Annotated in this window: 21 protein-coding genes and 1 pseudogene; 2 read left to right on the forward strand and 20 right to left on the reverse strand. The window is 55.6% G+C overall.

The genetic code is table 11. The features are described 5' to 3' along the window. Nucleotides 1-43 precede the first annotated feature (43 nt). The 16 genes and pseudogenes from kefC to ETG88_RS22450 all read right to left on the reverse strand — a co-directional run bounded on the left by kefC (nt 44) and on the right by ETG88_RS22450 (nt 19,716). Complete coding sequence (gene kefC / locus ETG88_RS11575; protein ID WP_102104575.1) at nt 44-1,909, reverse strand: glutathione-regulated potassium-efflux system protein KefC; 1,866 nt, start codon at nt 1,907-1,909, stop codon at nt 44-46. After that, nucleotides 1,902-2,432: a glutathione-regulated potassium-efflux system oxidoreductase KefF gene (gene kefF / locus ETG88_RS11580; RefSeq protein ID WP_102104574.1), complete on the reverse strand. Its 531-nt coding sequence runs from the start codon at nt 2,430-2,432 to the stop codon at nt 1,902-1,904. Before kefF ends, kefC begins: the two co-directional genes overlap by 8 nt. A gap of 96 nt (nt 2,433-2,528) precedes the next feature. Next, the gene (locus ETG88_RS11585; RefSeq protein WP_129035441.1) at nt 2,529-3,380 is read right to left on the reverse strand and encodes a 4Fe-4S binding protein; all 852 of its coding nucleotides are present in this window, start codon (nt 3,378-3,380) and stop codon (nt 2,529-2,531) included. After that, nucleotides 3,380-4,204 carry a dimethyl sulfoxide reductase anchor subunit family protein gene (locus ETG88_RS11590; protein ID WP_129035442.1) on the reverse strand — a complete coding sequence of 275 codons (825 nt, stop codon included), beginning with the start codon at nt 4,202-4,204 and terminating at the stop codon, nt 3,380-3,382. Before ETG88_RS11590 ends, ETG88_RS11585 begins: the two co-directional genes overlap by 1 nt. Further along, a complete protein-coding gene (locus ETG88_RS11595; protein ID WP_129035443.1) occupies nt 4,197-4,826 on the reverse strand; it encodes a DMSO/selenate family reductase complex B subunit in 630 nt (209 codons plus the stop codon). The genes ETG88_RS11590 and ETG88_RS11595 overlap by 8 nt, the downstream gene beginning before the upstream one ends. Beyond that, nucleotides 4,813-7,209, reverse strand: coding sequence for a DMSO/selenate family reductase complex A subunit (locus ETG88_RS11600; RefSeq protein WP_129035444.1), 2,397 nt, complete (start codon nt 7,207-7,209; stop codon nt 4,813-4,815). Before ETG88_RS11600 ends, ETG88_RS11595 begins: the two co-directional genes overlap by 14 nt. 119 nt (nt 7,210-7,328) lie before the next feature. Next, entirely contained in the window at nt 7,329-7,562 is a 234-nt protein-coding gene (locus ETG88_RS11605; protein WP_100777684.1) for a YgdI/YgdR family lipoprotein, read from the reverse strand. Nucleotides 7,563-7,770: 208 nt separating this feature from the next. Beyond that, a complete protein-coding gene (carB, locus tag ETG88_RS11610) occupies nt 7,771-10,995 on the reverse strand; it encodes a carbamoyl-phosphate synthase large subunit (protein ID WP_100777685.1) in 3,225 nt (1,074 codons plus the stop codon). An 18-nt stretch (nt 10,996-11,013) separates the two neighbouring features. Continuing rightward, nucleotides 11,014-12,162 (reverse strand): glutamine-hydrolyzing carbamoyl-phosphate synthase small subunit, encoded by a 1,149-nt coding sequence (gene carA / locus ETG88_RS11615; RefSeq protein ID WP_102104569.1) that lies wholly within the window; start codon nt 12,160-12,162, stop codon nt 11,014-11,016. Between the two features lie 454 nt (nt 12,163-12,616). Continuing rightward, nucleotides 12,617-13,438: a 4-hydroxy-tetrahydrodipicolinate reductase gene (gene dapB / locus ETG88_RS11620; RefSeq protein WP_129035445.1), complete on the reverse strand. Its 822-nt coding sequence runs from the start codon at nt 13,436-13,438 to the stop codon at nt 12,617-12,619. 246 nt (nt 13,439-13,684) lie between these two features. After that, nucleotides 13,685-14,635, reverse strand: coding sequence for a 4-hydroxy-3-methylbut-2-enyl diphosphate reductase (ispH, locus tag ETG88_RS11625; RefSeq protein ID WP_129035446.1), 951 nt, complete (start codon nt 14,633-14,635; stop codon nt 13,685-13,687). After that, on the reverse strand, nt 14,616-15,086 hold the full coding sequence (gene fkpB / locus ETG88_RS11630; protein WP_095280714.1) for an FKBP-type peptidyl-prolyl cis-trans isomerase: 471 nt from the start codon (nt 15,084-15,086) through the stop codon (nt 14,616-14,618). The genes ispH and fkpB overlap by 20 nt, the downstream gene beginning before the upstream one ends. A 108-nt stretch (nt 15,087-15,194) precedes the next feature. Further along, nucleotides 15,195-15,695: a signal peptidase II gene (lspA, locus tag ETG88_RS11635; protein WP_100777690.1), complete on the reverse strand. Its 501-nt coding sequence runs from the start codon at nt 15,693-15,695 to the stop codon at nt 15,195-15,197. Further along, the gene (gene ileS, locus ETG88_RS11640; protein WP_129035447.1) at nt 15,695-18,511 is read right to left on the reverse strand and encodes an isoleucine--tRNA ligase; all 2,817 of its coding nucleotides are present in this window, start codon (nt 18,509-18,511) and stop codon (nt 15,695-15,697) included. Before ileS ends, lspA begins: the two co-directional genes overlap by 1 nt. A 37-nt stretch (nt 18,512-18,548) precedes the next feature. Beyond that, nucleotides 18,549-19,487 carry a bifunctional riboflavin kinase/FAD synthetase gene (ribF, locus tag ETG88_RS11645; protein WP_129035448.1) on the reverse strand — a complete coding sequence of 313 codons (939 nt, stop codon included), beginning with the start codon at nt 19,485-19,487 and terminating at the stop codon, nt 18,549-18,551. Between the two features lie 7 nt (nt 19,488-19,494). Continuing rightward, nucleotides 19,495-19,716 (reverse strand): annotated as a pseudogene (locus ETG88_RS22450) (DUF2575 domain-containing protein). A gap of 98 nt (nt 19,717-19,814) precedes the next feature. Between ETG88_RS22450 and rpsT the strand changes: the two are divergent. Further along, complete coding sequence (gene rpsT / locus ETG88_RS11655; RefSeq protein WP_100777693.1) at nt 19,815-20,078, forward strand: 30S ribosomal protein S20; 264 nt, start codon at nt 19,815-19,817, stop codon at nt 20,076-20,078. Between the two features lie 58 nt (nt 20,079-20,136). Here the strand turns inward: rpsT and nhaR are convergent, their stop codons facing one another. The 4 genes from nhaR to dnaK all read right to left on the reverse strand — a co-directional run bounded on the left by nhaR (nt 20,137) and on the right by dnaK (nt 25,602). Continuing rightward, the gene (nhaR, locus tag ETG88_RS11660) at nt 20,137-21,039 is read right to left on the reverse strand and encodes a transcriptional activator NhaR (protein WP_129035449.1); all 903 of its coding nucleotides are present in this window, start codon (nt 21,037-21,039) and stop codon (nt 20,137-20,139) included. A 60-nt stretch (nt 21,040-21,099) separates the two neighbouring features. Further along, nucleotides 21,100-22,278 carry a Na+/H+ antiporter NhaA gene (gene nhaA, locus ETG88_RS11665; protein ID WP_100777695.1) on the reverse strand — a complete coding sequence of 393 codons (1,179 nt, stop codon included), beginning with the start codon at nt 22,276-22,278 and terminating at the stop codon, nt 21,100-21,102. Nucleotides 22,279-22,450: 172 nt separating this feature from the next. After that, entirely contained in the window at nt 22,451-23,596 is a 1,146-nt protein-coding gene (gene dnaJ, locus ETG88_RS11670; protein WP_102104565.1) for a molecular chaperone DnaJ, read from the reverse strand. An 86-nt stretch (nt 23,597-23,682) separates the two neighbouring features. Next, nucleotides 23,683-25,602 (reverse strand): molecular chaperone DnaK, encoded by a 1,920-nt coding sequence (gene dnaK, locus ETG88_RS11675; RefSeq protein ID WP_107702285.1) that lies wholly within the window; start codon nt 25,600-25,602, stop codon nt 23,683-23,685. Nucleotides 25,603-25,895: 293 nt separating this feature from the next. Here dnaK and satP point away from each other — a divergent pair, with 293 nt between their 5' ends. After that, nucleotides 25,896-26,459, forward strand: a complete 564-nt coding sequence (satP, locus tag ETG88_RS11680; protein WP_100777698.1) for an acetate uptake transporter — start codon at nt 25,896-25,898, stop codon at nt 26,457-26,459. Nucleotides 26,460-26,540: the final 81 nt, after the last annotated feature.

Here is a 26,540-nt window from a genome sequence, read left to right on the forward strand (position 1 = left end):
AGTAAAGAACGGGAAATATTTCAATATTGCTGGCAACTCCTCTTCACGCGACAGGTTTACTCTCTGGCTCATCCTTCGGATCGCCAGTATGTTTACCCTCTTCCGTGCCTTGCCAACCGTGACGCTGGGTCAACGACAGATGATTGCGGTCTTCGTTGATGATCTCTGTCAGCATCGCGCTGGTGCGTTTCACGGCGGCGGCGCGGGACGTCGAATCATCATCGGCCATCTCAACCATCTCTTCGACCATATCGGTGTTAAAACGACGGAACAGATCGGCGCGCTCACGCGCTTCATAGGCGCCAAGACCCAAACCTTCCAGCGCCATACGCCCGGATTTCAGCGCCCCTTCGAATGTTTCACGCTCTGGCGCGTCCACCCCCGCCTGACGCAGCTTGATGTAATGGTCTACGTCGCGCGCCCGGGAGATGATTTTCAGGTTCGGGAAATGCTCCATGGCCAGTTCAGCTAACTGCAGGCTGGCCTGCGGATCGTCAATCGCATTGATCAGCACTTCGGCTTTCGCCGCTCCGGCGGACTCCAGCAGATCGACGCGTGTCGCATCGCCGTAGAAGACCTTCATACCGAATTTACGCAGGGTTTCGATATGATCGGGATCGTGATCCAGAATGACCATTTTCACGCCGCTGGAGAGCAGCAAACGGCCGGCGATCTGCCCGAAGCGGCCAAACCCGGCGATAATCACCCGCGGCTGCTCTTCGTCAATCTCATCGGCTTCGCGATCCTGCCCGCTGCCTGATTGTTCAAGACGTGTCAGGAGCACCAGCAGAATCGGCGTGGCGGCCATCGAGAGCGCCACCGCCAGCGTCAGCGCTTTCGCCCACTCCGTATCCAGCACGTTCGCCATCTGCGCCGCGCCAAACACCACGAAGGCGAACTCGCTCCCCTGCCCCAGCAGCACGGCAAACCAGCGGCGCTGTTTATTAGGTACATTCAACGGACGGGCGATCAGCCACAACATCCCCATTTTGATCACCAGGAAACCGGCCAGCAGAATGAGAATGCGCAGCGGGTGCGTCACCAGCGTCCCAAAGTCGATAGACATCCCGACGCCGATGAAAAACAGCCCCAGCAGCAGGCCTTTGAAGGGCTCGATATCGCTTTCAAGCGCATGCCGGTATTCGGAGCTGGCCAGCAGCACGCCCGCCAGGAAAGCGCCCATCGCCATCGACAGACCGGCCTCCTCGAGCAGCAAACCAAAGCCGAAGACCAGGAACAGCGCCACGGCGCTGAACACTTCGCGCAGGCCGGATCGAGCCACAAAGCGCAGCAGCGGACGGGTCACATAGCGCCCTAACAAAATCACCAGCGCCAGCGCGCCCGCCACTTTCAGCGCCGACAGGGCAAAAGCCCCCAGCGTGGTGGACGAACCGCTCGCCGCCAGCAGTGGGATCATTGCCACCAGCGGAATGGCGGCAATATCCTGGAACAGTAAAACGGAAAACGTGCTGCGCCCCATCTGGGAAACCGTCAGGTTGCGCTCATTCATCGCCTGCATGGCAATCGCCGTCGAGGAGAGCGCGAGCGTCATGCCGATAAGCTCGGCCACCTTCCAGTCCATCCCGAGCAGCATACAGAAGCCGCCCAGTAGTGCGCCGCAGGCGACCATCTGCAGTGCGCCGCCGCCGAATACCGAGGCGCGCAGTTTCCACAGACGCTGCGGATCGAGTTCCAGACCAATGACAAACAGCATCAGCACCACGCCGATTTCAGCGAAATGCAAAATGGACTCAGCGTCCGTAACCAGCCCCAGCCCCCACGGGCCGATGGCGCAACCGGCAATCAAATAGCCGAGAACCGATCCCAGACCCAGACGCACGGCAACCGGAACAATCAGCGCAGCGGCCCCCAGGTAGATCAGCGCCTGTATTAGCGTGTGGCTATCCATGGTGGTGCTCCTGCCAGTCGAGTAAACGTTGTTTATAGTGACGCGCCTGCGCCTGTAGTGTTTCGTCGTCACAGACAAAGGTGCAGTGCATGGCGAAAGGCGGCAGCCATTGCAATCCGCAGTAGATCGCCGTCGCCTGCAGCGGCTGAGACAGCACCTCAAACCCTGGATGTTGGCCTATCTCGAAATGGCTTTCGCCACCGCCGGTGGTAACGGCCCACATCAGGCTTTTACCTTTTAGCGCGTGGCCGTTGTGCCCGTACGCCCAGCCGTGGGAGAAGACTTTGTCGATCCACAGTTTGAGCAGCGGCGGCGTGCTGTACCACTGCATGGGATGCTGCCAGACGATAAGATCCGCGCGGGAGATGGCCTCCTGTTCGGCGGCGATATCGATGTTGAAGTCGGGATAGAGTTGATAGAGGGAGCGTATCTCAACGCCGTCGATTTCCCTGGCTTGTTCAAGCATCCGCTTATTCGCGTGCGAGTGCTGCGGATAAGGATGCGCATAAATTATCAGAATCATTCGGAGCTCTTAACGAGAGGAACATCTGATCAAGCATATCCCATTGGCGGTAAAACAAAAACGAGATACATAAGCCCGGTTAATATGACAGGGGCGTCACCGCATCCCGTGATGATGCTGGCGGCAAATCGGACACAGCGACGCCTGCGGGTGCCAGGCATAAAATGGGCGAGAGCACGCCGGGCATGATGTCTCAAACAGAGCGTGAACGACAGGATCCGCTCTCCCCGTCGCAGGCGCTATGGAAATGGCATCGACAGGACAGACCGCCTCGCACGCTTTACAGCCGTGACACTGCCGGGCATCGAGGGTAAAGGCACCCGCCTTGAGCACGACGGCTTTTGGGGAACAGACCCGGCTGCACGCCGCGCAGGCCACACACGTTTCAGTGTCGAGGTGCAGCGCAAACTGATGATACTGCGGAAATGCCTTTGAAAGCGGCTCCAACGCAACCGAAACGCCCTTCTCCAGACCAGACAAACGGCGGCGTCCACGATTGAGCGACGCGTGCTCCGGCGGATAAATTTGCCAGGTTGGCTCATCCAGCTCGCGCAGTTTTAAATTGAGCGCCGCGATAGCAACGCCCCAGTGAGGATGTTCATCCAGATCGATTTCGACGCCACGAATATGATGCTGGACATGCCACAGCAACAGTTCATTGATTTCCGGTGCAATGGATGTGAAAGGTGCGATTAAGCGTTGCGCGCTGAGGTGTCTTCGGGGCGGCTCCAGGTGCGCAATGGCCTCCACGGGGCAGACAAACAGACAGCGCCCACAGCCCAGGCAAAGATCTTGGTTCAGCGCCGCGCCCTCTCCGGTGATACTCAGCGCACCTGCGGGACAGGTGTCAACGCAGGCACGGCAGGTTGCGCGTCGAAGCGAGCGGCGTAAACATGACTCGCCCACCGCAGGAGGCGGTGGGGAGTCAGCGAAAGCAAAACGAAACATCAGTGAATGCTAAAGAACGCAAAGCGCAGCAGGACTTCTGCTACCAGCAGTAACACGCCCCCCACATACAGCCACACCTGGCGACGGCCAAGTGCGCCATATGCAAAGGCCAGCATGCCGACGACAGAAAGGCTCCAGCCCCATAAACGCAGCTGTGCGGTTGCCTGAAACGCCTCGAGTGGCTGATGCGGGAACGTCAGCGCGTCAGTCAGACCGGCTCCGGCCAGCCACGACAGGTAAGGCATTTGCGCCAGTAATCGAACGAGAACGGCGGCCACGACCAGCCCCATCATCCAGCGTGTCAGGGAGCTATTGCGTAAAGGCAGCACCACACTCGCCACCACCGCGCCGACAATGACGACCGAGCCATAAAACATGACCAAGGTGTTGGCATGCATCCAGGTGATCACCGAGGTATGCATGTAGATTTGGCTCATGCAAAACACATCAACCAGCCCTGCCAGCAGCGCCAACGGCATCAGCACTTTCCACAGCGCCCCGTTCATCAGCGAGGCCAAAAAACCCAATCCGGCGACGGCCAGAAACAGGCTGGCAAACACGATTTCCCGGCTTAGCCACGAACTGCTGAAATGGCGCAGCGCATTGAAGGCGTTAAGCGGATACCCCAGATGGAATACCGATGCCAGCAGGCCAAGTCCGGCCATTACGCAGACGATAAAGACCGGCATACGCGTGCGTTCCGTTGGCATTCGTGCGGAATAGCTCTGCGTTGTGCCAGTGCACAGGTTTAAGCTCACAAACAGCGTCAGCCCGACGGCCCCCTGCAGCAGCAGGGTAAACATTAATAGCGGCCACTCATGCATGAGGCTTCTCCTTTTTTTCCGCACCCTGATGCGCTTTGATCACCAGGTTTGGCTGCGTGATCGCCGAATCAGGCAATCCCTTCACATCGCAAAGGTCGCCATATTTTTTGCGTAATTCCTCAATCGGGCCGAACTGAATTGCCCCCAGCGGGCAGGTTGCAACGCAGATCGGCTGCTCGCCCTGTGCCTGCAGATCCACACAAAAATCGCACTTCGACATTTGTCCGGTCTGCTCATTCAGCTGCGGCGCGCCGTAAGGACAGGACCATGCGCAGTATCCGCAGCCCACGCATTTATCCGTGTTCACCCTGACAATGCCGTCGCCAGGCCGTTTGTGCATCGCGGTGGTTGGGCAATTTTTCGTACAGACAGGATTTGCGCAATGATTGCAGGAGATGGAGAGCGTGTACGCGAAGACATTATTCTGCATGCCTCCCTGCCCCGTAGGCATAAACCCGCCGCCAGTCACTTCGTAAACCCGACGAAAACGACGCCCCACGTCCAGATTATTTTTATCTTTGCACGCGACCTGGCAGGCCTTGCAGCCGGAACAGCGTGAAGAATCGATAAAGAACCCGAGCTGCTTATCGCTCACGGGCGCAAAGTCCTTAAACTGACTCATGCTTCGCTACCTCCACCAGCATGGTTTGATGAGAATTCCCTTTCGCCAGCGCCGTAATTCGCGACGAGCTAAGTACGTTGGCACATCCGCCATGATCGATCCCTTGCGCATCGGGCTGCCACCAGGCACCAGCCTGCATAGCGACGACGCCTGGGATAATACGCGGCGTCACTTCCGCCTCTACCAGGCTCACGCCGCGTGCGTTATGAATGCGCACCTTATCGCCTTGCACGATCCCGCGCGTCTCAGCATCCCGTGGGTTAATCCACAGTTTTTGTGCCTGCACCTCCTGCAGCCAAGGGTTAGCGTACTGAGTTGAGTTCGCCCGGTTTTTGCCTTTCCAGGTAATGAGCTGCAAAGGGAACTGCTTCGCCAAAGGATCTTCCGGCCCTTCGTGCGCGGGCACATAGTGGGAAAGCGCCGGAATTTCCGGGTGCTGCATGTCATACAACCGCTTCGAAAAAATTTCGATCTTGCCGGACGGCGTCGGGAAAGGATGGTTATCCGGATCGCGGATGTTCTCCTCAAAGGCCACCCATGGGGCGCTCTTAAACAGATGACGGCGCTGGACCTGCAGTTGTTCAAAGGTCGGAAGATGTTCATCCGGCATCGACAGCCGGGTGTTTTCCCAGATGTGCTCGATCCACTGTTTTTCATCCCGGCCCTGACTGAACTCCGTTTCCACGCCAAGTTTTGCCGCGACTTCGCGCTGCCACTCATAGTCGCTACGGCGCTCAAACTCCGGATCGATGAGCCTTTCTGATAGCACCAGATAATTTGCCGTCCCCCAGGTTTCACCGATATTCCAGCGCTCCATAAAGCTGGTTTCTGGCAAAAGCAGGTCGGCATATTTCGCGCTGGGGCTCATGTAGAGATCGCTGACGACGATAAACTCGATTTTCGATTCGTCCTCAAGCATTTTCACCGTCTGGTTAACGTCCGGGTTTTGGTTCGCCAGATAGTTACCTGCCAGCGAGAACAGGATGCGGATGTTGCTGCTGAGTTTCTCGGCCCCTTTCAGGCCATCGTCCGGGCTGACTTTACTGGCATCTTCCGCCGCCTGGACCCAGTTCATGATCGAGATACTCTCTTTGACAGGGTTCTCCAGCGTTTCGGTGCCGGTAGTGAATTTTCGGTTGGCACATCCGCCGTAGCCCGCGGCCCAGCCGCCCATCACGCCGACATTGCCGGTCAGCGTGGCTAGCAGCGTGGAGCCTCTGGCGGTACGTTCACCGCAGTTATGTCGTTGCGGCCCCCAGCCCTGAATCAGCGCCGCCGGTTTGGTGGTGGCGTAATCGCGCGCCAGCTGGCGAATCGTCTGCGCAGGAACGTGGGTGATTTTCTCGGCCCATTCGGGGGTCTTCACCACGCCGTCTTTTTTCCCCATCAGATAGGCCATCAGCGACTCATTCGCCGGAACGCCCTCTGGCATCGAATCCTCGTCAAAGCCGAGCGTGTGACGGGCGATAAAGTTTTTGTCGTGCAGATCCTCGCTGATGATGACGTACATCATCGCATCCATCAGCGCATTGTCGGTCGTCGGCAGCAGCGGGATCCACTCATCCGCCAGCGACGACGTGGTGTCAGAATAGCGGGGATCAACCACGATGAAGCGGGTGCCGTTTTGCTTCATCTGCTGGAAATAGTGGTTGGTGTGACCAAAAATCGTCTCGGTAGGATTGTGCCCCCAGAGGATCACCAGCGGGGTGTCTTTCAGGGTATCGAGGGAGTTTCCGCTGGCCGCGATGCCGTATGTGTACGGCGTGGCCGCCACGGTATTTCCGAGGCTGACGGAGTGGTAGTACGAGAGATACCCACCGGTCAGATTCAGCAGGCGTTTCATCATCCCGTCGCCGGAAAACGCCCCGCCGCTGGTGGCGGTATTGTTATGCATAAACCGCGACGCCGGGCCATATTTCGCCGTGATCCGCGTGAGGTTATCCGCAATCATCGTCGTGGCTTCATCCCAGGAGATGCGCTCAAACTTCCCTTCTCCGCGCTTGCCCACGCGCTTCATAGGGTATTTGAGACGATCGGGATGATAGACGAATTTACGGTATCCACGGCCACGCACGCAGGCGCGCATAATCGGCATATCAGGATCGAGTTCGTTATCGGGGCGAGTGGTGATTCGTGTGACAACGCCCTCTGAAACATGAGCGCGAATATCACATTTTCCGCCGCAGTCGAAGGTACTGCAGGTCGGGACCACTTTTTCCATCGACGGTGAGTCCGGTACGACGGCAGTCGTGTCTGCGACATCAGCGGAACGTGCAGTGCGGGATACAAAAGGAAGGGTCAGGAGTAAAGAACCCGATTTGAGGACGTTACGCCGTGAAATTTCTAAACCTTGCTTATCTGGTGCTTTTTGATGTTCTTCCATAATCACTCTCCATTTTTCAGAGCGTGATTCTCGCTTACCTCCTAAGGATTACGGTTGATATTCGTCAAGGATTAGATACAGCGGCGAGGCGCCGCTGTAAGAAAAAAAATGAATGAGAATTAGTTATCTAATTCACTCATGTTCTTCACCTGATCGCGGTTAATTTGCTCGGTTTTACCGGTTTGTGCATTTTTATAGGAAACCAGACCGGTGTCGTCATCGACCTGTGGTTTACCGTCGGTGACGATGGTTCTGCCATCCGTGGTTTCCACTGCCTGGTTAGATGAACAACCAGCAACGGTGAAGAGAGCTGCGGCAGCAAAAATTGAGGTGGCCAGAAGTTTATTTCGCATGGTGTTCTCCCTGCTTTTCAGTTGAATTTAATTATCGACCTAACCATTTTAGGCTAACTGACTGAAGAGAGATGGAAAACCAGAAGACTCTGAAGTGGAACGAAGAGGCGTTTGTTGTAGGCGGGTAAGCGAAACGCCACCCGCCAGAGGCTTACGCGAACAAAAACGTGCCGGGTGGCAGCTTCGCCTTACCCGGCCTGCAACACTGTTACTTGTTAATCTGCGCGTGCATTTCCTGCACCGAAATCACTTTCTCGGTGGCATCTGCGTTCAGCGCCATGGCTGTCGCGAAACCGCCGTTCAGGGTGGTGTCGTAATGCACTTTGTACTGCAGCGCGCTGCGGCGAATCAGCTTGGAGTCTTCAATCGCCTGACGACCTGCGGTGGTGTTGATGATGTAGGTGTACTCGCCATTCTTGATACGGTCCTGAATGTGCGGACGACCTTCATGCACCTTGTTGACCAGACGCGGGTTGATACCGGCTTCACCCAGTACGATAGCCGTACCGTGGGTGGCATCCAGTTCAAAGCCCTGTTTCAGCAGTTTCGCGGCCAGGTCAACCACACGTTCTTTATCCCCTTCACGCACGGAGAGCAGCGCGCGGCCCTGCTTTCTCATGGTTGAGCTGCTGCCCAGCTGCGCCTTGGCGAAAGCTTCTGCGAAGGTACGACCAACACCCATAACTTCACCGGTGGAGCGCATTTCTGGCCCTAACAGCGGGTCAACGCCCGGGAATTTGTTGAACGGCAGCACCACCTCTTTCACCGAGTAGTACGGTGGGATGATCTCTTTGGTGACGCCCTGCTGGGTCAGCGTCTGGCCCGCCATCACGCGCGCCGCCACTTTCGCCAGCGGGATACCGGTGGCTTTGGAGACGAACGGTACGGTACGTGCCGCACGCGGGTTAACTTCAATCAGATAGACTTCGTTGTCTTTCACCGCGAACTGGACGTTCATCAAACCGCGTACCTGCAGCTCGAAGGCCAGCTTCTGCACCTGCTGGCGCATGACATCCTGAATTTCCTGACTCAGGGTGTAGGCTGGCAGAGAACATGCGGAGTCACCGGAGTGTACGCCTGCCTGTTCGATGTGCTCCATGATGCCACCAATCAACACCATTTCGCCGTCGCAGATGGCATCCACGTCCACTTCTACCGCGTCGTCGAGGAAGCGGTCGAGCAGCACTGGCGCATCGTTAGAGACGCTCACCGCCGTCTGGAAGTAGCGACGCAGGTCGGCTTCGTCGTAGACGATTTCCATCGCACGGCCGCCCAGCACGTAGGACGGGCGCACCACCAGCGGATAACCAATCTCTTTCGCTTTCTCAACGGCCATCTCAATCGCAGTGACGGTGGCGTTCGCCGGTTGTTTCAGCTTCAGACGGTCTACCGCCTGCTGGAAACGCTCGCGGTCTTCTGCGCGGTCAATCGCATCCGGGCTGGTGCCGATAACCGGTACGCCTGCCGCTTCCAGCGCGCGCGCCAGTTTCAGCGGGGTCTGGCCGCCGTACTGCACGATTACGCCCTTCGGCTTCTCGATGCGCACGATTTCCAGCACGTCTTCCAGGGTCACCGGCTCGAAATAGAGGCGGTCAGAGGTGTCGTAGTCGGTCGATACCGTTTCCGGGTTACAGTTGACCATGATGGTCTCGTAACCGTCTTCACGCAGCGCCAGAGAGGCGTGTACGCAGCAGTAGTCAAACTCTATGCCCTGGCCGATACGGTTTGGACCGCCGCCCAGCACCATGATTTTGTCGCGGTCTACGGACGGATTCGCTTCGCACTCGTCTTCATAAGTGGAGTACATGTAGGCGGTGTCAGTTGCGAACTCGGCGGCGCAGGTGTCCACGCGTTTGTAGACCGGGTGCAGGTTATACTGGTCACGCAGCTTGCGGATTTCGGATTCACGCACACCCGCCAGTTTAGCCAGACGCGCATCGGCAAAGCCTTTACGCTTCAGCATACGCAGGAAGTCCGCGTCGAGACCGGTGATGCCCATCTCAGCCACTTTCTCTTCCAGACGCACCAGCTCTTCAATTTGCACCAGGAACCAGCGGTCGATGTTGGTCAGGTTGAAGACGCCATCCACAGAGAGGCCCGCGCGGAACGCATCGGCGATGTACCAGATACGCTCAGCGCCTGCGTCTTTCAGTTCACGACGGATTTTGGTCAGCGCTTCCGGGTCATCGAGGCTCACTTTCGGGTCGAAGCCCATTGCGCCCACTTCCAGGCCACGCAGCGCTTTCTGCAGGGATTCCTGCTGAGTGCGGCCAATCGCCATCACTTCGCCGACGGATTTCATCTGGGTCGTCAGACGGTCGTTTGCGCCCGCGAATTTCTCGAAGTTAAAGCGAGGAATTTTGGTCACAACATAGTCGATAGACGGCTCAAACGACGCCGGAGTGCGGCCACCGGTGATGTCGTTCATCAGCTCATCGAGGGTGTAACCTACCGCCAGTTTCGCCGCCACTTTCGCAATCGGGAAGCCGGTCGCTTTGGATGCCAGCGCTGAGGAACGTGAAACGCGCGGGTTCATTTCGATAACAATCAGGCGACCGTTTTTCGGGTTCACGGAGAACTGCACGTTAGAACCGCCGGTTTCGACGCCGATTTCACGCAGTACCGCCATCGAGGCGTTACGCATGATTTGATACTCTTTGTCGGTCAGCGTCTGGGCTGGTGCGACGGTGATGGAGTCACCGGTGTGGATGCCCATCGCATCGAAGTTTTCGATAGAGCAGACGATGATGCAGTTGTCGTTTTTATCACGCACCACTTCCATCTCGTACTCTTTCCAGCCAATCAGCGACTCATCAATCAGCAGCTCTTTGGTTGGGGAAAGATCCAGACCGCGTTCGCAAATCTCTTCGAACTCTTCACGGTTGTAAGCGATACCGCCGCCGGTGCCGCCCATGGTGAAGGACGGACGGATGATGCATGGATAGCCTACGTCAGCGGCAACCGCCAGCGCTTCTTCCATGGTGTGTGCGATGCCGGAGCGCGCGGTGTCGAGGCCGATTTTTTTCATCGCCACGTCGAAACGGCGGCGGTCTTCGGCTTTATCAATCGCGTCGGCGGTGGCACCAATCATGGTCACACCGAATTCCGCCAGCACGCCCTGACGTTCCAGTTCCAGCGCGCAGTTCAGCGCGGTCTGACCGCCCATGGTTGGCAGTACGGCGTCCGGACGCTCTTTTTCGATGATTTTGCGCACCACTTCCCAGTGAATCGGCTCGATGTAGGTCGCATCGGCCATTTCCGGGTCGGTCATGATAGTGGCTGGGTTAGAGTTCACCAGGATTACGCGGTAACCCTCTTCGCGCAGGGCTTTACACGCCTGTGCGCCGGAGTAGTCGAATTCGCAGGCCTGGCCGATGACAATCGGACCAGCGCCAAGGATCAGGATGCTTTTTATATCTGTACGTTTTGGCATGGTGTTCTCGGCTCCTGATTATTTAGCGGTCTGACGGTATTGCTCGATAAGTTCGATGAAGTGATCGAACAGCGGCGCGGCATCGTGCGGGCCTGGGCTGGCTTCCGGGTGACCCTGGAAGCTGAACGCCGGTTTGTCGGTGCGATGGATACCCTGCAGGGTATGGTCGAACAGCGACTTGTGGGTGACGCGCAGGTTGGCGGGCATTGACGCCTCATCCACCGCAAAACCGTGGTTTTGTGCGGTAATCATCACCGTGTTGTTGTCGATATCTTTCACCGGGTGGTTTCCACCGTGGTGGCCGAACTTCATCTTGATGGTTTTCGCACCGCTCGCCAGCGCCAGCAGCTGATGGCCGAGGCAGATGCCAAATACCGGAATATCGGTTTCGAGGAAGCGTTTAATCGCTTCAATCGCATAATCACACGGTGCCGGGTCACCCGGGCCGTTGGAGAGGAAGATGCCGTCCGGATTCATCGCCAGCACGTCTTCGGCCGGGGTTTTCGCCGGAACGACTGTCAGTCGGCAGCCGCGATCCACCAGCATGCGCAGGATGTTGCGCTTCGCGCCGTAGTCGTAAGCCACCACGTGGAACGGCAGCTCGTCTTCTTTTTTGGCTTCTGGCAGTTCACCTGCCAGCGTCCAGCTCCCCTGGGTCCAGCTGTAGGCTTCCGCTGTGGTCACTTCTTTCGCCAGATCCATTCCGTTCAGGCCAGGGAAGGCTTTCGCTTTTTCCTGCGCCAGTGCCGCATCCAGGTTGTCGCCTGCGATGATGCAGCCGTTCTGTGCGCCCTTCTCGCGCAGCAAACGGGTCAGCTTACGGGTATCGATATCGGCAATCGCCACGATGTTGTGACGCTTCAGGTAAGAAGAGAGGTCTTCAGTATTGCGGTAGTTGCTGGCAATCAGCGGCAGGTCGCGAATAATCAGACCTTGCGCGTGAACCTGAGAGGATTCTGCATCGGCTTCGTTGGTGCCGACATTACCAATATGAGGATAAGTAAGGGTGACGATTTGGCGGGAATAGGAAGGATCAGTGAGGATTTCTTGATAACCGGTCATTGAAGTATTGAAAACGACTTCCCCAACCGCCGAACCTGTTGCCCCTATGGCCCGACCGATAAACTGGGTTCCGTCTTCCAGAACCAATAGCGCTGACTTAATCAAAACACCCTCCAGAGAATATTCACTCACTTTATCTGCATATTAATTCACAACGGCGTTATGAATCAATGCAAATTTGTTTCCCGCGGATTTTCGGCAAACGGCGGCATTCTGGGGATTTAGAGGGGTAAAGTCAACTCAAAATGGCTTTTTTGTTTATTATTTTACGCAGCTTTGGCGTTTAACGGAGTTTAAGCCATAAAAAGATCAACAAAATCACGTTAGAAAACGTTTGTACGCTGAGTTTAGTGAGATTTGATGAGGTAGCACAACAAAAACCAGACCAAATGGTCAAAATTTACAGTGCGATAACACAAAAAAGAGAGATAACTGTAACTTTACTCAACAATATTACGAAATACACTTCAAACTGGAAAAATAAAAGGGCAATAAAATATTACCCTGTGCAATCAATCAATTAAGACTGCAATAACCACATCACGATGGGTAATAACACTTATAAATCGTTAAGATTAAGCACATCTCGCATGTCAAAAAGACCATTATCTAAATTTTTGAGCCACAATGCCGAGCGCACAGCGCCGTTGGCAAAGGTCATGCGGCTGGATGCTTTATGGGTAATCTCCACGCGCTCGCCGATATCGGCGAAGATCGCCGTATGTTCGCCGACGATATCCCCCGCTCGCACCGTAGCAAACCCAATCGTGCCCGGAACACGCTCGCCCGTATGCCCTTCGCGAGAATAGACTGCGCAGTCCTTTAAATCCTTATCAAGTGCATAAGCAATCGCTTCGCCCATTGCCAGCGCCGTACCGGATGGGGCATCCACTTTGTGGCGGTGGTGCGCTTCGATAATTTCGATATCCGTGTAGCCGCCCATCACTTTCGCGGCTTTCTCCAGCAGCTTGAGCATGACGTTGACGCCCACGCTAAAGTTAGCGGCGAAGACAATCGCAATCTCCTGGGAAGCGTCTTTGATCGCCTGTTTGCCCGCGTCGTCAAAACCGGTGGTGCCGATGACCATTCCTTTACCGTGCTGACGGCAAAAGGCCAGATGGTGTAGCGTCCCTTCCGGGCGCGTAAAATCGATGAACACGTCAAAATCGTCTTTCACCGCATCCAGACTGCTTTGCACGGTTACGCCCGTCTTGCCCACACCCGCCAGTTCACCCGCGTCCGTTCCAAGAAGCGAGGAGCCGTCGCGCTCCAGCGCCGCGCCAAGCGCAACACCGTCTAACTGCAGCGCTGCCTGAATTAACTGACGGCCCATACGGCCACCCGCGCCCGCTATCGCGACACGCACCTGTGCATCATGCATAGTTATTCTCTTACGTTAAAAGTATGTAAATCGTTTTCAGATTAACCAGCCTGTGACGAAGCCGCTATCTTAAAACGCCGATAATTAGAATTTTATGATAAACAGGCGGCAGTATCAGTAAAAGACATGAGGATCAGCGAAAACCGCATGATTCACGCAAAGGGTGGAACTGTCGGGTTCATCACAGGGAATCAGACAAAAAAATGCCGGTCTCTTTCGGGACCGGCATTTTCTAAACAGAGAGGATTATTCGACTTCTTTCGCGTCGATGCGCAGCTCTTTCGGCACTTCAAAGACGATATTCTCTTCGCGACCTTCCAGCGGCACCGCTTCGCCGCCGCCCAGCTCCTGCAAACGCTTAATCACATTTTGCACCAGAATGTCCGGCGCGGAGGCACCGGCGGTCACGCCGACACAGGTTGCGTTTTTAACCCACGCTTCCTGAATGTCGGTGGCGTCATCAATCAGAAACGCGGTTTTCCCCATACGCTGCGCCAGTTCGGCCAGACGGTTGGAGTTGGAAGAGTTTTTGGAACCGACCACCAGCACCACATCAGCCTGCTCGGCCAGTGCGCGCACCGCTTCCTGACGGTTGGTGGTGGCGTAGCAGATGTCATCTTTGCGCGGCCCGACGATTTTCGGGAACCGACTGCGCAGGGCGTCGATGACATCAGAGGTGTCGTCTACCGAGAGCGTCGTCTGGGTCATGAACGACAGGCGCGCTTCGTTTTTCACTTCAAGCGACAGCACATCGTCCGGCGACTCAACCAGGTACATTCCCCCTTCCGGGTTGCTGTACTGGCCCATCGTGCCTTCCACTTCCGGGTGGCCGGCGTGGCCAATCAGAATCGACTCTTCACCACGACGGCTGGCACGGGCGACTTCCATATGCACTTTGGTCACCAACGGACAGGTGGCGTCGAAGACCGTCAGGTCACGACTTTTCGCTTCGTTACGCACCGCCTGCGAGACGCCGTGCGCCGAGAAGATCAGGATCGCGCCGTCAGGCACTTCACTGATCTGCTCGATAAAGATCGCGCCGCGCTCGCGCAGGCTGTCTACCACATAGCGGTTGTGGACCACTTCGTGACGGACATAAATCGGCGCGCCGTAAATTTCCAGCGCGTTTTCAACAATGCTGATAGCGCGGTCTACTCCGGCACAAAAACCGCGCGGGTTAGCCAACAGGATCTGCATTTACTTCCTCCAGCGCCGGGTCGATCTCCAGCACTTCAACATCAAAATGGACGGTACGCCCGGCCAGCGGATGGTTGAAATCAACGGTGATGGAATCGCCATTAATTTCACGGATCACGCCAGGCATTTCGCTGCCGTCCATAGCGGTAAAGAGCATAATCGCGCCGATTTCCGGCTCGCCCGCGTCCATGAATTCACGGCGCGAGAAATACTGGATCAGATCCGGGGTTGGCACGCCAAACGCCGCATCAGGCTCGAGAGAGAAGGCTTTTTTCTCCCCCTCTTTCAGCCCAAGCAACTGCTGCTCCAGACCTTCCGAAAGAGAGGTGTCACCCAGGCGGAACAGCGCAGGTTTGCCGTTATTGCGGGTCGATTCCGCAGTGGAACCGTCGTCCAGTTTCAGCGTGAAATGGACCAGCACCGCGCTATTGCTCTGTATGGATTTTGACATGCCGATTTGCTCGCTTGTTTTGCCTCAACGGTTTGCCCGGTGGCGCCTGGCTTCCGGGCTGACGCGAGGCACATATTCTGTAGGCCGGGTTACACCCGGCCTTTACATTTACGCCTGCTCTTTCGCTGCGGGTTTAGGCAAGAAACCTTCCAGCACAATCAACGCGGCACCGATGCAAATTGCGCTATCAGCCAGGTTGAAGGTAGCGAAGTGCCAGTCACCGACGTAGAAGTCGATCATATCGACCACAAAGCCGTGCCACAGACGGTCAAACAGGTTACCCAGCGCACCGCCAATGATCAGCGCGTAGGCGATGTTGGTCAGCTTCTGCGTCGCTTTTGAACGATACATTAGCACCGCGAGGATCACGCAGATACCGATAGCGATACCTGCGAAGAACCAGCGCTGCCAACCGCCGCTGTCGGCGAGGAAGCTGAACGCCGCGCCGTAGTTGCGCGCGTAATGCAGATTAAGTGACGGGAACAGCGGAACCGTATCCCCCAGAGCAAAGTTCTGGAGGATCAGGAACTTGCTGCCCAGATCAATAATCAGTACGACGACGACCAGCCACAGCCAGCGCAGTCCTGTTGCACAGAGACATTTACTCATCAGGCAAACTTACGTTTTTCGCCATCACCGGCGATGTTGCTGACACAGCGTCCACAGATATCTGCGTGTTCCGCCACCTGGCCAATATCGTTGGTGTAATGCCAGCAGCGCGGACATTTCTCACCTTCGGCTTTGCTCAGCGCCACCTTCAGCCCTTTGAGCAGCTCGCTCTGCTGGGCATCGGCAGTCGCCTGTGCATAATCGGCAACGCTGGCACCTGAGGTCAACAGGACAAATCGCAATTCATCGCCCAGCGCCGTCAGTTTCGCCGCCAGCTCAGGTTCGGCGTACAGGGTCACTGCCGCTTCCAGAGAGCCACCGACTTTCTTGTCAGCACGCGCCTGTTCGATAACCTTGTTCACTTCGCCACGCACTTTCAGCAGCTCGTCCCAGAAGGTATCGTTCATGGCTTCAGTCTCAGCCAGACCAAACAGGCCAGTGTACCATTCGCCGGTGAAGACGTACTTCTCGCGCTCGCCTGGCAGGTAGCCCCAGATTTCGTCTGCGGTGAAGGACATGATCGGTGCCATCCAGCGAACCAGCGCTTCTGCGATGTGATACAGCGCAGTCTGGCAGCTGCGACGCGCCACGCTGTCTGCTTTCGCGGTGTACTGGCGGTCTTTAATGATGTCGAGGTAGAACGAGCCCATCTCGATGGAGCAGAAACGCATCAGGCGCTGCACCACTTCGTGGAAGTCGTAAGACTCGTAGGCTTTCAGAATGTCTTCCTGCGCCGCTTGCGCGCAGCCCACAGCCCAACGATCCAGCACGACCATCTCTTCCGGTTTCACCATGTCTTTGACCGGGTCGAAACCGTTCAGGTTAGCGAGCAGGAAGCGCGCGGTGTTACGGATACGACGATAGCTGTCGGCAGCACGTTTGAGGATCTCATCGGAAACCGCCATTTCGCCGGTGTAGTCCGTAGAGGCCACCCACAGACGCAGAATGTCCGCGCCCAGTTTGTTCATCACATCCTGCGGAGAAACGGTGTTACCGATGGATTTGGACATCTTGCGTCCCTGACCATCTACGGTAAAGCCGTGCGTCAGAACCTGACGGTATGGCGCTTTACCTTTCATCGCGGTGGAGATCATCAGAGATGACATGAACCAGCCGCGGTGTTGGTCAGAACCTTCCAGGTACATATCCGCCGCATGGCCATAGAACTCAGGGCGCACATCCACTACAGAAGAGTGGGTAGAGCCGGAGTCGAACCATACGTCGAGGGTGTCTGGTACTTTCTCGTAGTTGGCCGCGTCATCGCCCAGGATCTCTTTCGAGTCCAGATCCCACCACGCCTGGATGCCATCCACTTCAACGCGTTTGGCGACTTCTTCCATCAGCTCCAGCGAGCGAGGGTGCAGCTCCTGCGTCTCTTTATGAACGAACAGGGACATCGGTACGCCCCAGGTACGCTGACGGGAGATACACCAGTCAGGGCGGTTAGCGACCATGGATTCGATACGCGCCTGGCCCCAGTCTGGGATCCACTGCACGCCTTTGATCTCTTTCAGAGACTGCTCGCGCAGGCCTTTCTGATCCATGCTGATGAACCACTGCGGGGTCGCACGGAAGATGATTGGCGACTTGTGACGCCAGCAGCACGGATAGCTGTGCTGCATCTTCTCAACGTGCAGCAGAGCACCGCTGGTGCGCAGCATGTCGACAATGATGTCGTTCGCTTTAAAGACGTTGATACCGTCCAGCGCCGGGTAGGTGCCTGGCAGGTATGCGCCGTCTGGCCCGACCGGGTTTGCGATTTCCAGACAGTATTTCAGGCTGATGTTGTAGTCATCCGGGCCATGGCCACCGGCGGTGTGTACCGCACCGGTACCAGCGTCCAGCGTAACGTGATCGCCAAGAATGGCCGGCACGTCGAAATCGAGGAACGGGTGTTTGAAACGCATCAGCTCAAGCTCAGCGCCGTTCACGGTGCCCAGCACGGTGTATTCGCTGATGTTTGCGCGTTTCAGGACGCTCTCAACCAGATCTTTAGCCAGAATCACCGCCTGGCCTTCAACCTGTACCAGCGCGTAATCGAAGTCCGCAGACAGGGAGATTGCGCGGTTCGCAGGCAGGGTCCACGGGGTAGTGGTCCAGATAACCAGGGAAATTGGGCCGTTGACGGAGGTCACGCCGAATTTCGCTTTCACTGCGTCCTGATCTACCGCGTGGAACGCCACGTCGATAGACGGAGAGGTTTTGTCGTAATATTCCACTTCCGCTTCTGCCAGCGCAGAACGGCAGTCAACGCACCAGTGCACAGGCTTCGCGCCTTTATGCAGATGGCCGTTACCGATGATTTTGCCCAGAGCGCGAATGATGTTGGCTTCAGTTTTGAAGTCCATCGTCAGGTATGGACGAGACCAGTCGCCCAGCACGCCCAGACGGATGAAGTCTTTACGCTGACCATCAACCTGCGCGGCCGCGTATTCGCGACATTTTGCACGAAACTCGGCGGCGGTGAATTTCTCACCAGGCTTGCCGTATTCCTGCTCCACTTTCAGCTCGATCGGCAGACCGTGGCAGTCCCAGCCCGGAACGTAAGGCGAGTCAAAACCGGTGAGTCCTTTGGACTTCACGATAATGTCTTTCAGAATCTTGTTTACAGAGTGACCAATATGAATGCTGCCATTCGCATATGGAGGGCCATCATGCAGAATGAAGGTTTTTTTGCCTTTTTTGGCTGCACGGATGATGCCGTACAGGTCATCATCGGTCCAACGCGCCAGCATTCCCGGTTCACGCTTGGCGAGATCGCCGCGCATCGGGAACCCTGTTTCCGGCAAATTCAGGGTTGATTTATAGTCACTCATCAGATTCTCGGTTCCGTATTTAAAACTCGTTCAGGCATTAAGCCGGGTTCGATAGCCCAAAAAATTCGCGGGCCGTTAACTCATCACGCGCAATTTGTGCTTTCAGCTCATCGAGCGAAGCAAATCGCTGCTCATCGCGTATTTTTTTACGCAGGATTACATCTATATGGCGACCGTAAAGGTCCATTACAACGTCAAGCAGATGCACTTCGAGCTGCTGACGCACACCTGCTACCGTTGGACGGGTGCCAATATTGGCCACGCCCGGCAACGGTTTATCACCCAGTCCGGTGACTTCTACCGCATACACCCCTTTTACCGGGGAAACCTGACGACGCAGCGGGACGTTCGCCGTCGGGAAACCTATTGTGCGACCGAGTTCATCGCCATGCACGACCCGCCCGGAAATGGCAAACGGATGCCCTAACAGGTTCTCCGCCACGTCCAGCTGATCGTCGGCTAAGGCCATACGCACTGCCGTGCTGCTCACGCGCACGCCACCTTCGCAGAAGGTCATGGTGCTGGTGACATCAAAGCCATACTCCAGACCCGCCTTCTGTAATAACAAGAAATCGCCCTGACGACCAGCGCCGAAGCGGAAATCATCGCCCACGGCGAGAAACTGCACGCCCAGACGTTTTACCAGCAGATCGCCGACAAAATTTTGCGCCGTCAGTGCCGCAAAACGTCGGTCGAAGCGCACGCAAAGTACGTAGTCCACGCCGCATTCCGCCAGATAGCGCAATTTTTCACGCAGGCGAGTTAAACGCGCGGGCGCTTTATCACCGGCAAACAGCTCCAGCGGCTGCGGTTCGAAAATCATCACCACGACCGGCAGCCCACGGGCCTCGCCCTCTTTACGCAATCCCTGCAACAGCGCCTGATGCCCACGATGCACGCCGTCGAAATTACCAATGGTCAGTACGCACCCGTGCGGGGCGTGACTGAGATTATGTATGCCGCGTATCAGCTTCATGACAGGCTCAAAACAGTGAAAATCGCCCGAGTATACCTTGTACAGCGGTTAAGGTTAACCGGCGATTGTTGCCTCAAATCAGAAAGCCGTAATGATTTCATGATGCTTAGCTTTCGGAGGGAAAAAATCTGCCCGTTACTGCGTTTTTTTACATCGAAAGACTGTATTCAGCTGAGACAAGCTGGTAGAATCCTGCGCCATCACTACGTAACGTAGCGTCGCCATTCAACGGCGCTTATTTGCACAAATCCATTGACAAAAGAAGGTATAGAGGGCATATTCCTCGGCCTTTGAATTGTCCACATAGATCATATTTGGGAGTTGGACTTGGCTAATATCAAATCAGCTAAGAAACGTGCTATTCAGTCTGAAAAGGCTCGTAAGCACAATGCAAGCCGTCGCTCTATGATGCGTACTTTCATCAAGAAAGTATACGCAGCAATCGAAGCTGGCGACAAAGCTGCAGCGCAGAACGCATTTAACGAAATGCAACCAATCGTGGATCGTCAGGCTGCTAAAGGTCTGATCCACAAAAACAAAGCAGCGCGTCATAAAGCAAACCTGACCGCGCAGATCAGCAAACTGGCTTAATCGCCACTTGTTGTTGCTTGTTATAAAGAACCCGCTTAATGCGGGTTTTTTTATTGGCTCATTTTGACGCTGGCGGCATAAAGAGCGCCGAGTAGTCGCGGTTACAGATACGCTGGACCGCCGGATGCTGAATCATCCTTTCGGCAAAAATCGCGTGATACTCTTCCATCACGTTGTCCACCCGCCCAATCTCTGTGACCCTGTCATCGGTGTACAGATCGTGCGCGTAAAGCGTTGGGGCGACGAAGATCGCGTTATGCGCTTCGCCAAAGGCTTTCATGAGCGCCGCATCATCAAACTCTCCCAGAATCTCTACCTTCAGACCCTGCGAGTTAAACCAGTTCAGCAGCTTGCGGCCTAACATCGAACGTCGTCCCGGCACGAGCAGGCGTCGCTCCTCAAGGCAGGCAGGAAACGGTTTATCTGGCGGCGGATTGATGCACCAGAAGCTCACGCCGCATTCGCCAATCTTGACCGAGAACAGCCCTTCCTGTTGAGTAGAGTCTATCGGGCAGTCCGAGATGATGATGTCCAGCTTATGCTGGCTCAGCTGCTCCAGCAGCATCTCGTGCGTCGATTCAAAGCAGCGCAAATGGATCTGCTCATCTTCCACCACCGCCGCGTCCAGCACGCCGCTCACCAGCCGTTTAGACAGCGCATCCGCAACGCCCACATCAAACAGCAGGTTTGACTCTTTGCGGTAGTTCACGATATCGAGCATCTCCTGGCTCAGGGTGAACATCTTATCCGCATAGCGAAAAACCAGTTCACCCAGTTCGCTCGGCTCAATACCCCGACCTTTACGCTTAAACAGCTTCCCCTGCAGGCGTTCTTCGAGTGCCTTTATCTGACCGGTAATGGTCTGGGGCGTCAGATAGAGCGCTTCTGCTGCGCCGACCACTGAGCCTTCTTTGTAGACGTGCCAGAAATAGTACAGATGGTTGTAATTGATGTGAGACATAGCATTTCGCTCCCTGAGAGTATTGTCAGGAGAGGGCCTCTGCCCTCCCCCTTTTAACTGTTAAGCCGGTTGCACCTGTCCGGACAGCTTCACTTTCAACAGTGTGTATCCCGTGAACGCGGCCAGTAACGAGCCGATCAAGATCCCGAGTTTTGCCCACACGATGAGCTGAGGGTCATATGACGCAAAGGCCAGGGTCGAGATGAAAATCGACATCGTGAAGCCAATTCCACACAGCACGCCGACCGCCGCGATTTGCCGGAAGGTCGTCCCCTGTGGCAATGACGCGAACTTCAGCTTAAGAGCCAGCCAGCAGAACAGGCCGATCCCCAGCGGCTTGCCGATAAACAGGCCAGCGACGATGCCCATCGGCAGCATAGATGTCAGGCCGCTCAGGGTGACGCCCTGCAGCGACACGCCCGCATTCGCGAATGCAAACAGCGGCAGGATCATAAAGGCGACCCAGGGATGCAGGACATGCTCCAGCTGTTTGGCCGGGGATTTGCCCTTCTCATCCGCTTTCAGCGGCACAAAGAAGCCGATGATAACGCCCGCCAGTGTTGCATGAACGCCCGATTTCAGTACCGCGGTCCATAGCACCACACCCACCAGAATGTAGATCCCGGTTCGACGCACATTAAACAGGTTCAGCAGTGCCAGCACAGCGATAGCGCCCGCCGCCACGCTCAGAGATAACACCGACAGCTCGCTGGTATAGAACAAAGCGATAATTACGATCGCGCCCAGGTCGTCGATAATCGCCAGCGCCATCAGGAAAATCTTTAACGCCACCGGCACGCGGCTGCCCAGCAGCGCCAGCACGCCCAACGCAAAAGCAATATCGGTTGCCGCCGGAATCGCCCAACCGTGGCGAGCGACAGGGTCATGGTAGTTAAACACCAGATAGAGCAGCGCAGGCACCACCATACCGCCCAGCGCGGCAATAACCGGGAAAGCTGCCCGCTGACGGCTGTTAAGCGACCCAAGAACCAGCTCACGTTTTACTTCCAGGCCCACCAGCAGGAAGAACACGGCCATCAGCGCGTCGTTAATCCACAGCAGCATGTTCTTGTTGATCTCTAATGCACCCACGCGCAGCTCAACGGGCGTGTCCAGAAATGCACGGTACAGGCCCTGAGTCGCATCCATATTCGCCAACACCATGGCGGCAAGTGCAGCGATAATCAAAATCACGCCGCCGGACGCCTCATTGCTGAAGAATCGTTGTAAAAGTTTCACTTTAGTTCTCTCTCTAAGACCATACCTCGATAAAACCATAATACCAAGGCAAACAGCTCGAAAAAATCAGATTAATGTTGCGGATATACTCGGTTTTGCCGAGTCATTCGCCACAAAAAGAAAAAGCCCGGAATCGCTTCCGGGCTTTGAAAAATTCACACTCGCTAAGGGATTAGCGGGTCAAATCATCGAAGAATTTTTTCACGCCATCGAAGAAGCTTTTGGAACGCGGGCTGTTATTCTCGCCCGTTGGACCGCCGAAGCTTTCCTGCAACTCTTTCAACAGCTGTTTCTGTTTGTCGTTCAGACCGACCGGCGTTTCGACGACCACGCGACACAGCAGGTCGCCCTGCGCACCGCCGCGAACAGATTTCACGCCTTTGCCGCGCATGCGGAACAGCTTGCCAGTCTGGGTTTCGCCCGGAACCTTCAGGTTCACGCGCCCGTCGAGCGTAGGTACTTCGATTTCGCCGCCCAGCGCCGCCATCGCGAAGTTGATCGGCACTTCACAGTACAGGTTGTTGCCTTCACGCTCAAAGATGGCGTGCTGCTTCACCTGAACCTGAACGTAGAGATCGCCCGCTGGTGCGCCGTGCTCGCCTGCTTCGCCTTCACCGGACAGACGAATACGATCGCCCGTATCCACCCCTGCCGGGATTTTGACGGACAGGGTTTTGGTCTTCTCAACGCGACCGTGACCGTGACATTTGTTGCACGGATCTTTAATCAGCGTACCGCGACCATGACAGTGCGGACAGGCCTGCTGCACCGCGAAGAAGCCCTGGCGAATCTGTACCTGACCGGAGCCGTGACAGGTTGGACAGGTCTGCGGCTTGGTACCCGCTTTCGCGCCGCTGCCGTGGCAGATATCACACTCTTCCAGCGTCGGAATGCGAATCTCTTTCGTGACACCGCGTACGGCCTCTTCCAGCGTCAGATCCATGTTGTAGCGCAGATCCGCGCCGCGCGCTGCGCGCTGACGACCACGGCCACCGCCGAAGATATCACCGAAAACGTCGCCAAAGATGTCGCCGAAATCAGCACCACCGCCACCAAAGCCACCGCCGTATCCGCCGCCGCCCATGCCGCCTTGTTCAAACGCCGCATGACCGTACTGATCGTAGGCTGCACGTTTCTGAGCGTCGGTCAGGATTTCATACGCTTCTTTGATCTCTTTAAATTTGGCTTCGGCCTCTTTGTCACCCTGGTTACGGTCCGGGTGAAATTTCATGGCCAGGCGCTTGTACGCCTTTTTGATTTCACGCTCTTCCGCGGTTTTCGGAACGCCTAAAATCTCGTAGTAGTCTTGCTTTGCCATTGGTTTTTTCAGCCCCTTAACATGCGAGCACGGGCGGAGAGGAAACCTCTACGCCCGTGCCGATTAATTACCCTGCATCAGGGCGATTATTTTTTGTCTTTTACTTCTTCGAACTCAGCGTCGACAACGTCGTCGTCTTTCGCGTTGTTCGCGGAAGCACCAGCTTCAGCGCCAGCCTGCTGCTGTGCGTGCTGTTGCTGAGCAATTTCCATCAGCTTCTGGGACGCCTGCGCCAGCTCCTGCATTTTCGCTTCGATGTCCGCTTTGTCTTCGCCTTTCAGGGAAGTTTCCAGCGCGCTCAGTGCAGCTTCAATAGCGGTTTTGTCGTCAGCTGGCAGCTGTTCGCCTGCTTCTTCAACCTGCTTACGAGTGCTGTGCAGCAGATGGTCACCCTGGTTACGGGTCTGAACCAGCTCTTCGAATTTACGGTCAGATTCAGCATTTGCTTCTGCTTCACGAACCATTTTTTCGATCTCTTCTTCGTTCAGACCAGAAGAAGCCTTGATGGTGATCTTCTGCTCTTTACCGCTGTTTTTGTCTTTCGCGGAAACGTGCAGGATACCGTCAGCATCGATGTCGAAGGTGACTTCGATCTGTGGCATACCGCGCGGTGCCGGGCTGATACCGTCGAGGTTAAACTGGCCCAGATCTTTGTTATCCGCAGCACGTTTACGCTCACCCTGCAGCACATGGATGGTTACCGCAGACTGGTTGTCTTCAGCGGTAGAGAACACCTGGCTGTGCTTGGTCGGGATAGTGGTGTTTTTGCTGATCAGCGCAGTCATCACGCCGCCCATGGTTTCGATACCCAGCGACAGCGGGGTAACGTCCAGCAGCAGAACATCTTTCACTTCGCCGGTCAGTACGCCGCCCTGAACCGCTGCACCGATTGCCACAGCTTCGTCCGGGTTAACGTCTTTACGCGGCTCTTTACCAAAGAATTCAGCAACTTTCTTCTGAACCATTGGCATACGAGTCTGACCACCTACCAGGATAACGTCCTGAATGTCAGAGACAGACAGACCAGCATCCTGCAGAGCAACTTTCAGCGGCTCGATGGAACGGTTGACCAGGTCTTCGACCAGGCTTTCCAGTTTCGCGCGAGTCACTTTGATGTTCATGTGTTTTGGACCAGACGCATCTGCAGTGATGTACGGCAGGTTCACGTCGGTCTGCTGCGCAGAAGACAGCTCAATTTTGGCTTTTTCTGCGGCTTCTTTCAGGCGCTGCATGGCCAGCGGATCGTTACGCAGGTCAATGCCCTGATCTTTCTTAAATTCGTCAACGAGGTAGTTGATCATACGGCTGTCGAAGTCTTCACCACCCAGGTGGGTATCACCGTTGGTTGCCAGAACTTCGAAGGTTTTTTCGCCGTCAACTTCGTCGATTTCGATAATAGAGATATCGAAAGTACCACCACCGAGGTCGTAAACCGCAATAGTACGGTTGCCAACTTCTTTATCCAGACCGTAAGCCAGTGCAGCTGCGGTTGGTTCGTTGATGATACGTTTGACTTCCAGACCTGCGATACGACCGGCATCTTTGGTTGCCTGACGCTGAGCATCGTTGAAGTAAGCAGGTACAGTGATAACCGCTTCAGTTACCGGTTCACCCAGGTAATCTTCAGCCGTTTTCTTCATTTTCTTCAGCACTTCAGCAGAGATCTGCGGTGGTGCCATTTTCTGGCCCTTCACGTCGATCCATGCATCACCGTTGTCAGCACCGATAATTTTGTACGGCATGATGGCTTCATCACGCTGAACTTCTTCGTCCTGGAAGCGACGGCCAATCAGGCGTTTAATCGCAAACAGAGTGTTTTGCGGGTTAGTCACGGCCTGACGTTTAGCCGGCTGGCCAACCAGAGTTTCACCATCCTGGGTATAAGCAATGATAGAAGGCGTGGTGCGATCGCCCTCGGCGTTCTCCAGCACACGTGCAGTAGTGCCGTCCATAATCGCTACACAAGAGTTGGTAGTACCCAGGTCGATACCAATAATTTTACCCATCTAAACGTCTCCACTAAAAATTTGTTCATCATGTGGTTGTGAATCTGTAATAAGGGCGAAACGTGCGGTTTCAACTGCCCAGATTTGATTTTTTTCAGCTTCACTCACTGCGGTTGACTACAAGATGGGGTCGTAACGGCATCCATCAAGGGGGAAGGATAAAAAATTTTTAATTTCACCCTGCTCAGATCATAGACGCCGAGAGTCGCGGTGATTATTATGCCGCGCCACGCCTGGGAGAGTGGGCGTGGTAAAACCATTTCACCATACTAATGATGATTTTTTGAGGACTTATGGGCAACACTAAGTTGGCTAATCCGGCTCCGCTGGGCCTGATGGGTTTCGGCATGACCACTATTCTGCTGAACCTGCATAACATCGGCTTATTTCCGATGGACAATGTTATCCTGGCGATGGGCATTTTTTACGGCGGTATCGCGCAAATCTTCGCGGGCCTGCTGGAGTATAAAAAAGGCAACACCTTCGGTTTAACCGCATTCACCTCTTACGGTTCTTTCTGGCTGACGCTGGTCGCCATTCTGGTTATGCCGCAAATGGGCTTTGATGCATCAAACGGCCACTTCCTGGGCGTATACCTGGGTCTGTGGGGCGTGTTCACCCTGTTCATGTTCTTCGGTACGCTGGTTGCTAACCGCGTGCTGCAGTTCGTCTTCCTGAGCCTGACCGTGCTGTTCGCCCTGCTGGCGATTGGCCATCTGGCGGAAAACGAAAGCATCGTTCACGTTGCTGGCTGGGTAGGTCTGGTCTGTGGCGCAAGCGCAATTTACCTGGCAATGGGTGAAGTGCTGAACGAGCAGTTTGGTCGCACCGTTCTGCCGATTGGTGAAAAACACTAATCCCCCTTCGTGCCCGCCTCGCGGGCACGAATCTCCTGCCTTAATTCTTCTGATTGATACCTCTTCATGCGCTTTATGGGA

The organism is Lelliottia nimipressuralis (assembly GCF_004115925.1).
In the GTDB taxonomy this organism is placed as follows: Bacteria; Pseudomonadota; Gammaproteobacteria; order Enterobacterales; family Enterobacteriaceae; genus Enterobacter; species Enterobacter nimipressuralis.

Bases quoted from the DNA above. Each gene is read 5' to 3' on its own strand.
- kefC (WP_102104575.1), bottom strand. From the start codon at position 1,909: ATGGATAGCCACACGCTAATACAGGCGCTGATCTACCTGGGGGCCGCT.
- kefF (WP_102104574.1), bottom strand. From the start codon at position 2,432: ATGATTCTGATAATTTATGCGCATCCTTATCCGCAGCACTCGCACGCG.
- ETG88_RS11585 (WP_129035441.1), bottom strand. From the start codon at position 3,380: ATGTTTCGTTTTGCTTTCGCTGACTCCCCACCGCCTCCTGCGGTGGGC.
- ETG88_RS11590 (WP_129035442.1), bottom strand. From the start codon at position 4,204: ATGCATGAGTGGCCGCTATTAATGTTTACCCTGCTGCTGCAGGGGGCC.
- ETG88_RS11595 (WP_129035443.1), bottom strand. From the start codon at position 4,826: ATGAGTCAGTTTAAGGACTTTGCGCCCGTGAGCGATAAGCAGCTCGGG.
- ETG88_RS11600 (WP_129035444.1), bottom strand. From the start codon at position 7,209: ATGGAAGAACATCAAAAAGCACCAGATAAGCAAGGTTTAGAAATTTCA.
- ETG88_RS11605 (WP_100777684.1), bottom strand. From the start codon at position 7,562: ATGCGAAATAAACTTCTGGCCACCTCAATTTTTGCTGCCGCAGCTCTC.
- carB (WP_100777685.1), bottom strand. From the start codon at position 10,995: ATGCCAAAACGTACAGATATAAAAAGCATCCTGATCCTTGGCGCTGGT.
- dapB (WP_129035445.1), bottom strand. From the start codon at position 13,438: ATGCATGATGCACAGGTGCGTGTCGCGATAGCGGGCGCGGGTGGCCGT.
- ispH (WP_129035446.1), bottom strand. From the start codon at position 14,635: ATGCAGATCCTGTTGGCTAACCCGCGCGGTTTTTGTGCCGGAGTAGAC.
- fkpB (WP_095280714.1), bottom strand. From the start codon at position 15,086: ATGTCAAAATCCATACAGAGCAATAGCGCGGTGCTGGTCCATTTCACG.
- lspA (WP_100777690.1), bottom strand. From the start codon at position 15,695: ATGAGTAAATGTCTCTGTGCAACAGGACTGCGCTGGCTGTGGCTGGTC.
- ileS (WP_129035447.1), bottom strand. From the start codon at position 18,511: ATGAGTGACTATAAATCAACCCTGAATTTGCCGGAAACAGGGTTCCCG.
- ribF (WP_129035448.1), bottom strand. From the start codon at position 19,487: ATGAAGCTGATACGCGGCATACATAATCTCAGTCACGCCCCGCACGGG.
- nhaR (WP_129035449.1), bottom strand. From the start codon at position 21,039: ATGTCTCACATCAATTACAACCATCTGTACTATTTCTGGCACGTCTAC.
- dnaJ (WP_102104565.1), bottom strand. From the start codon at position 23,596: ATGGCAAAGCAAGACTACTACGAGATTTTAGGCGTTCCGAAAACCGCG.
- dnaK (WP_107702285.1), bottom strand. From the start codon at position 25,602: ATGGGTAAAATTATTGGTATCGACCTGGGTACTACCAACTCTTGTGTA.
- satP (WP_100777698.1), top strand. From the start codon at position 25,896: ATGGGCAACACTAAGTTGGCTAATCCGGCTCCGCTGGGCCTGATGGGT.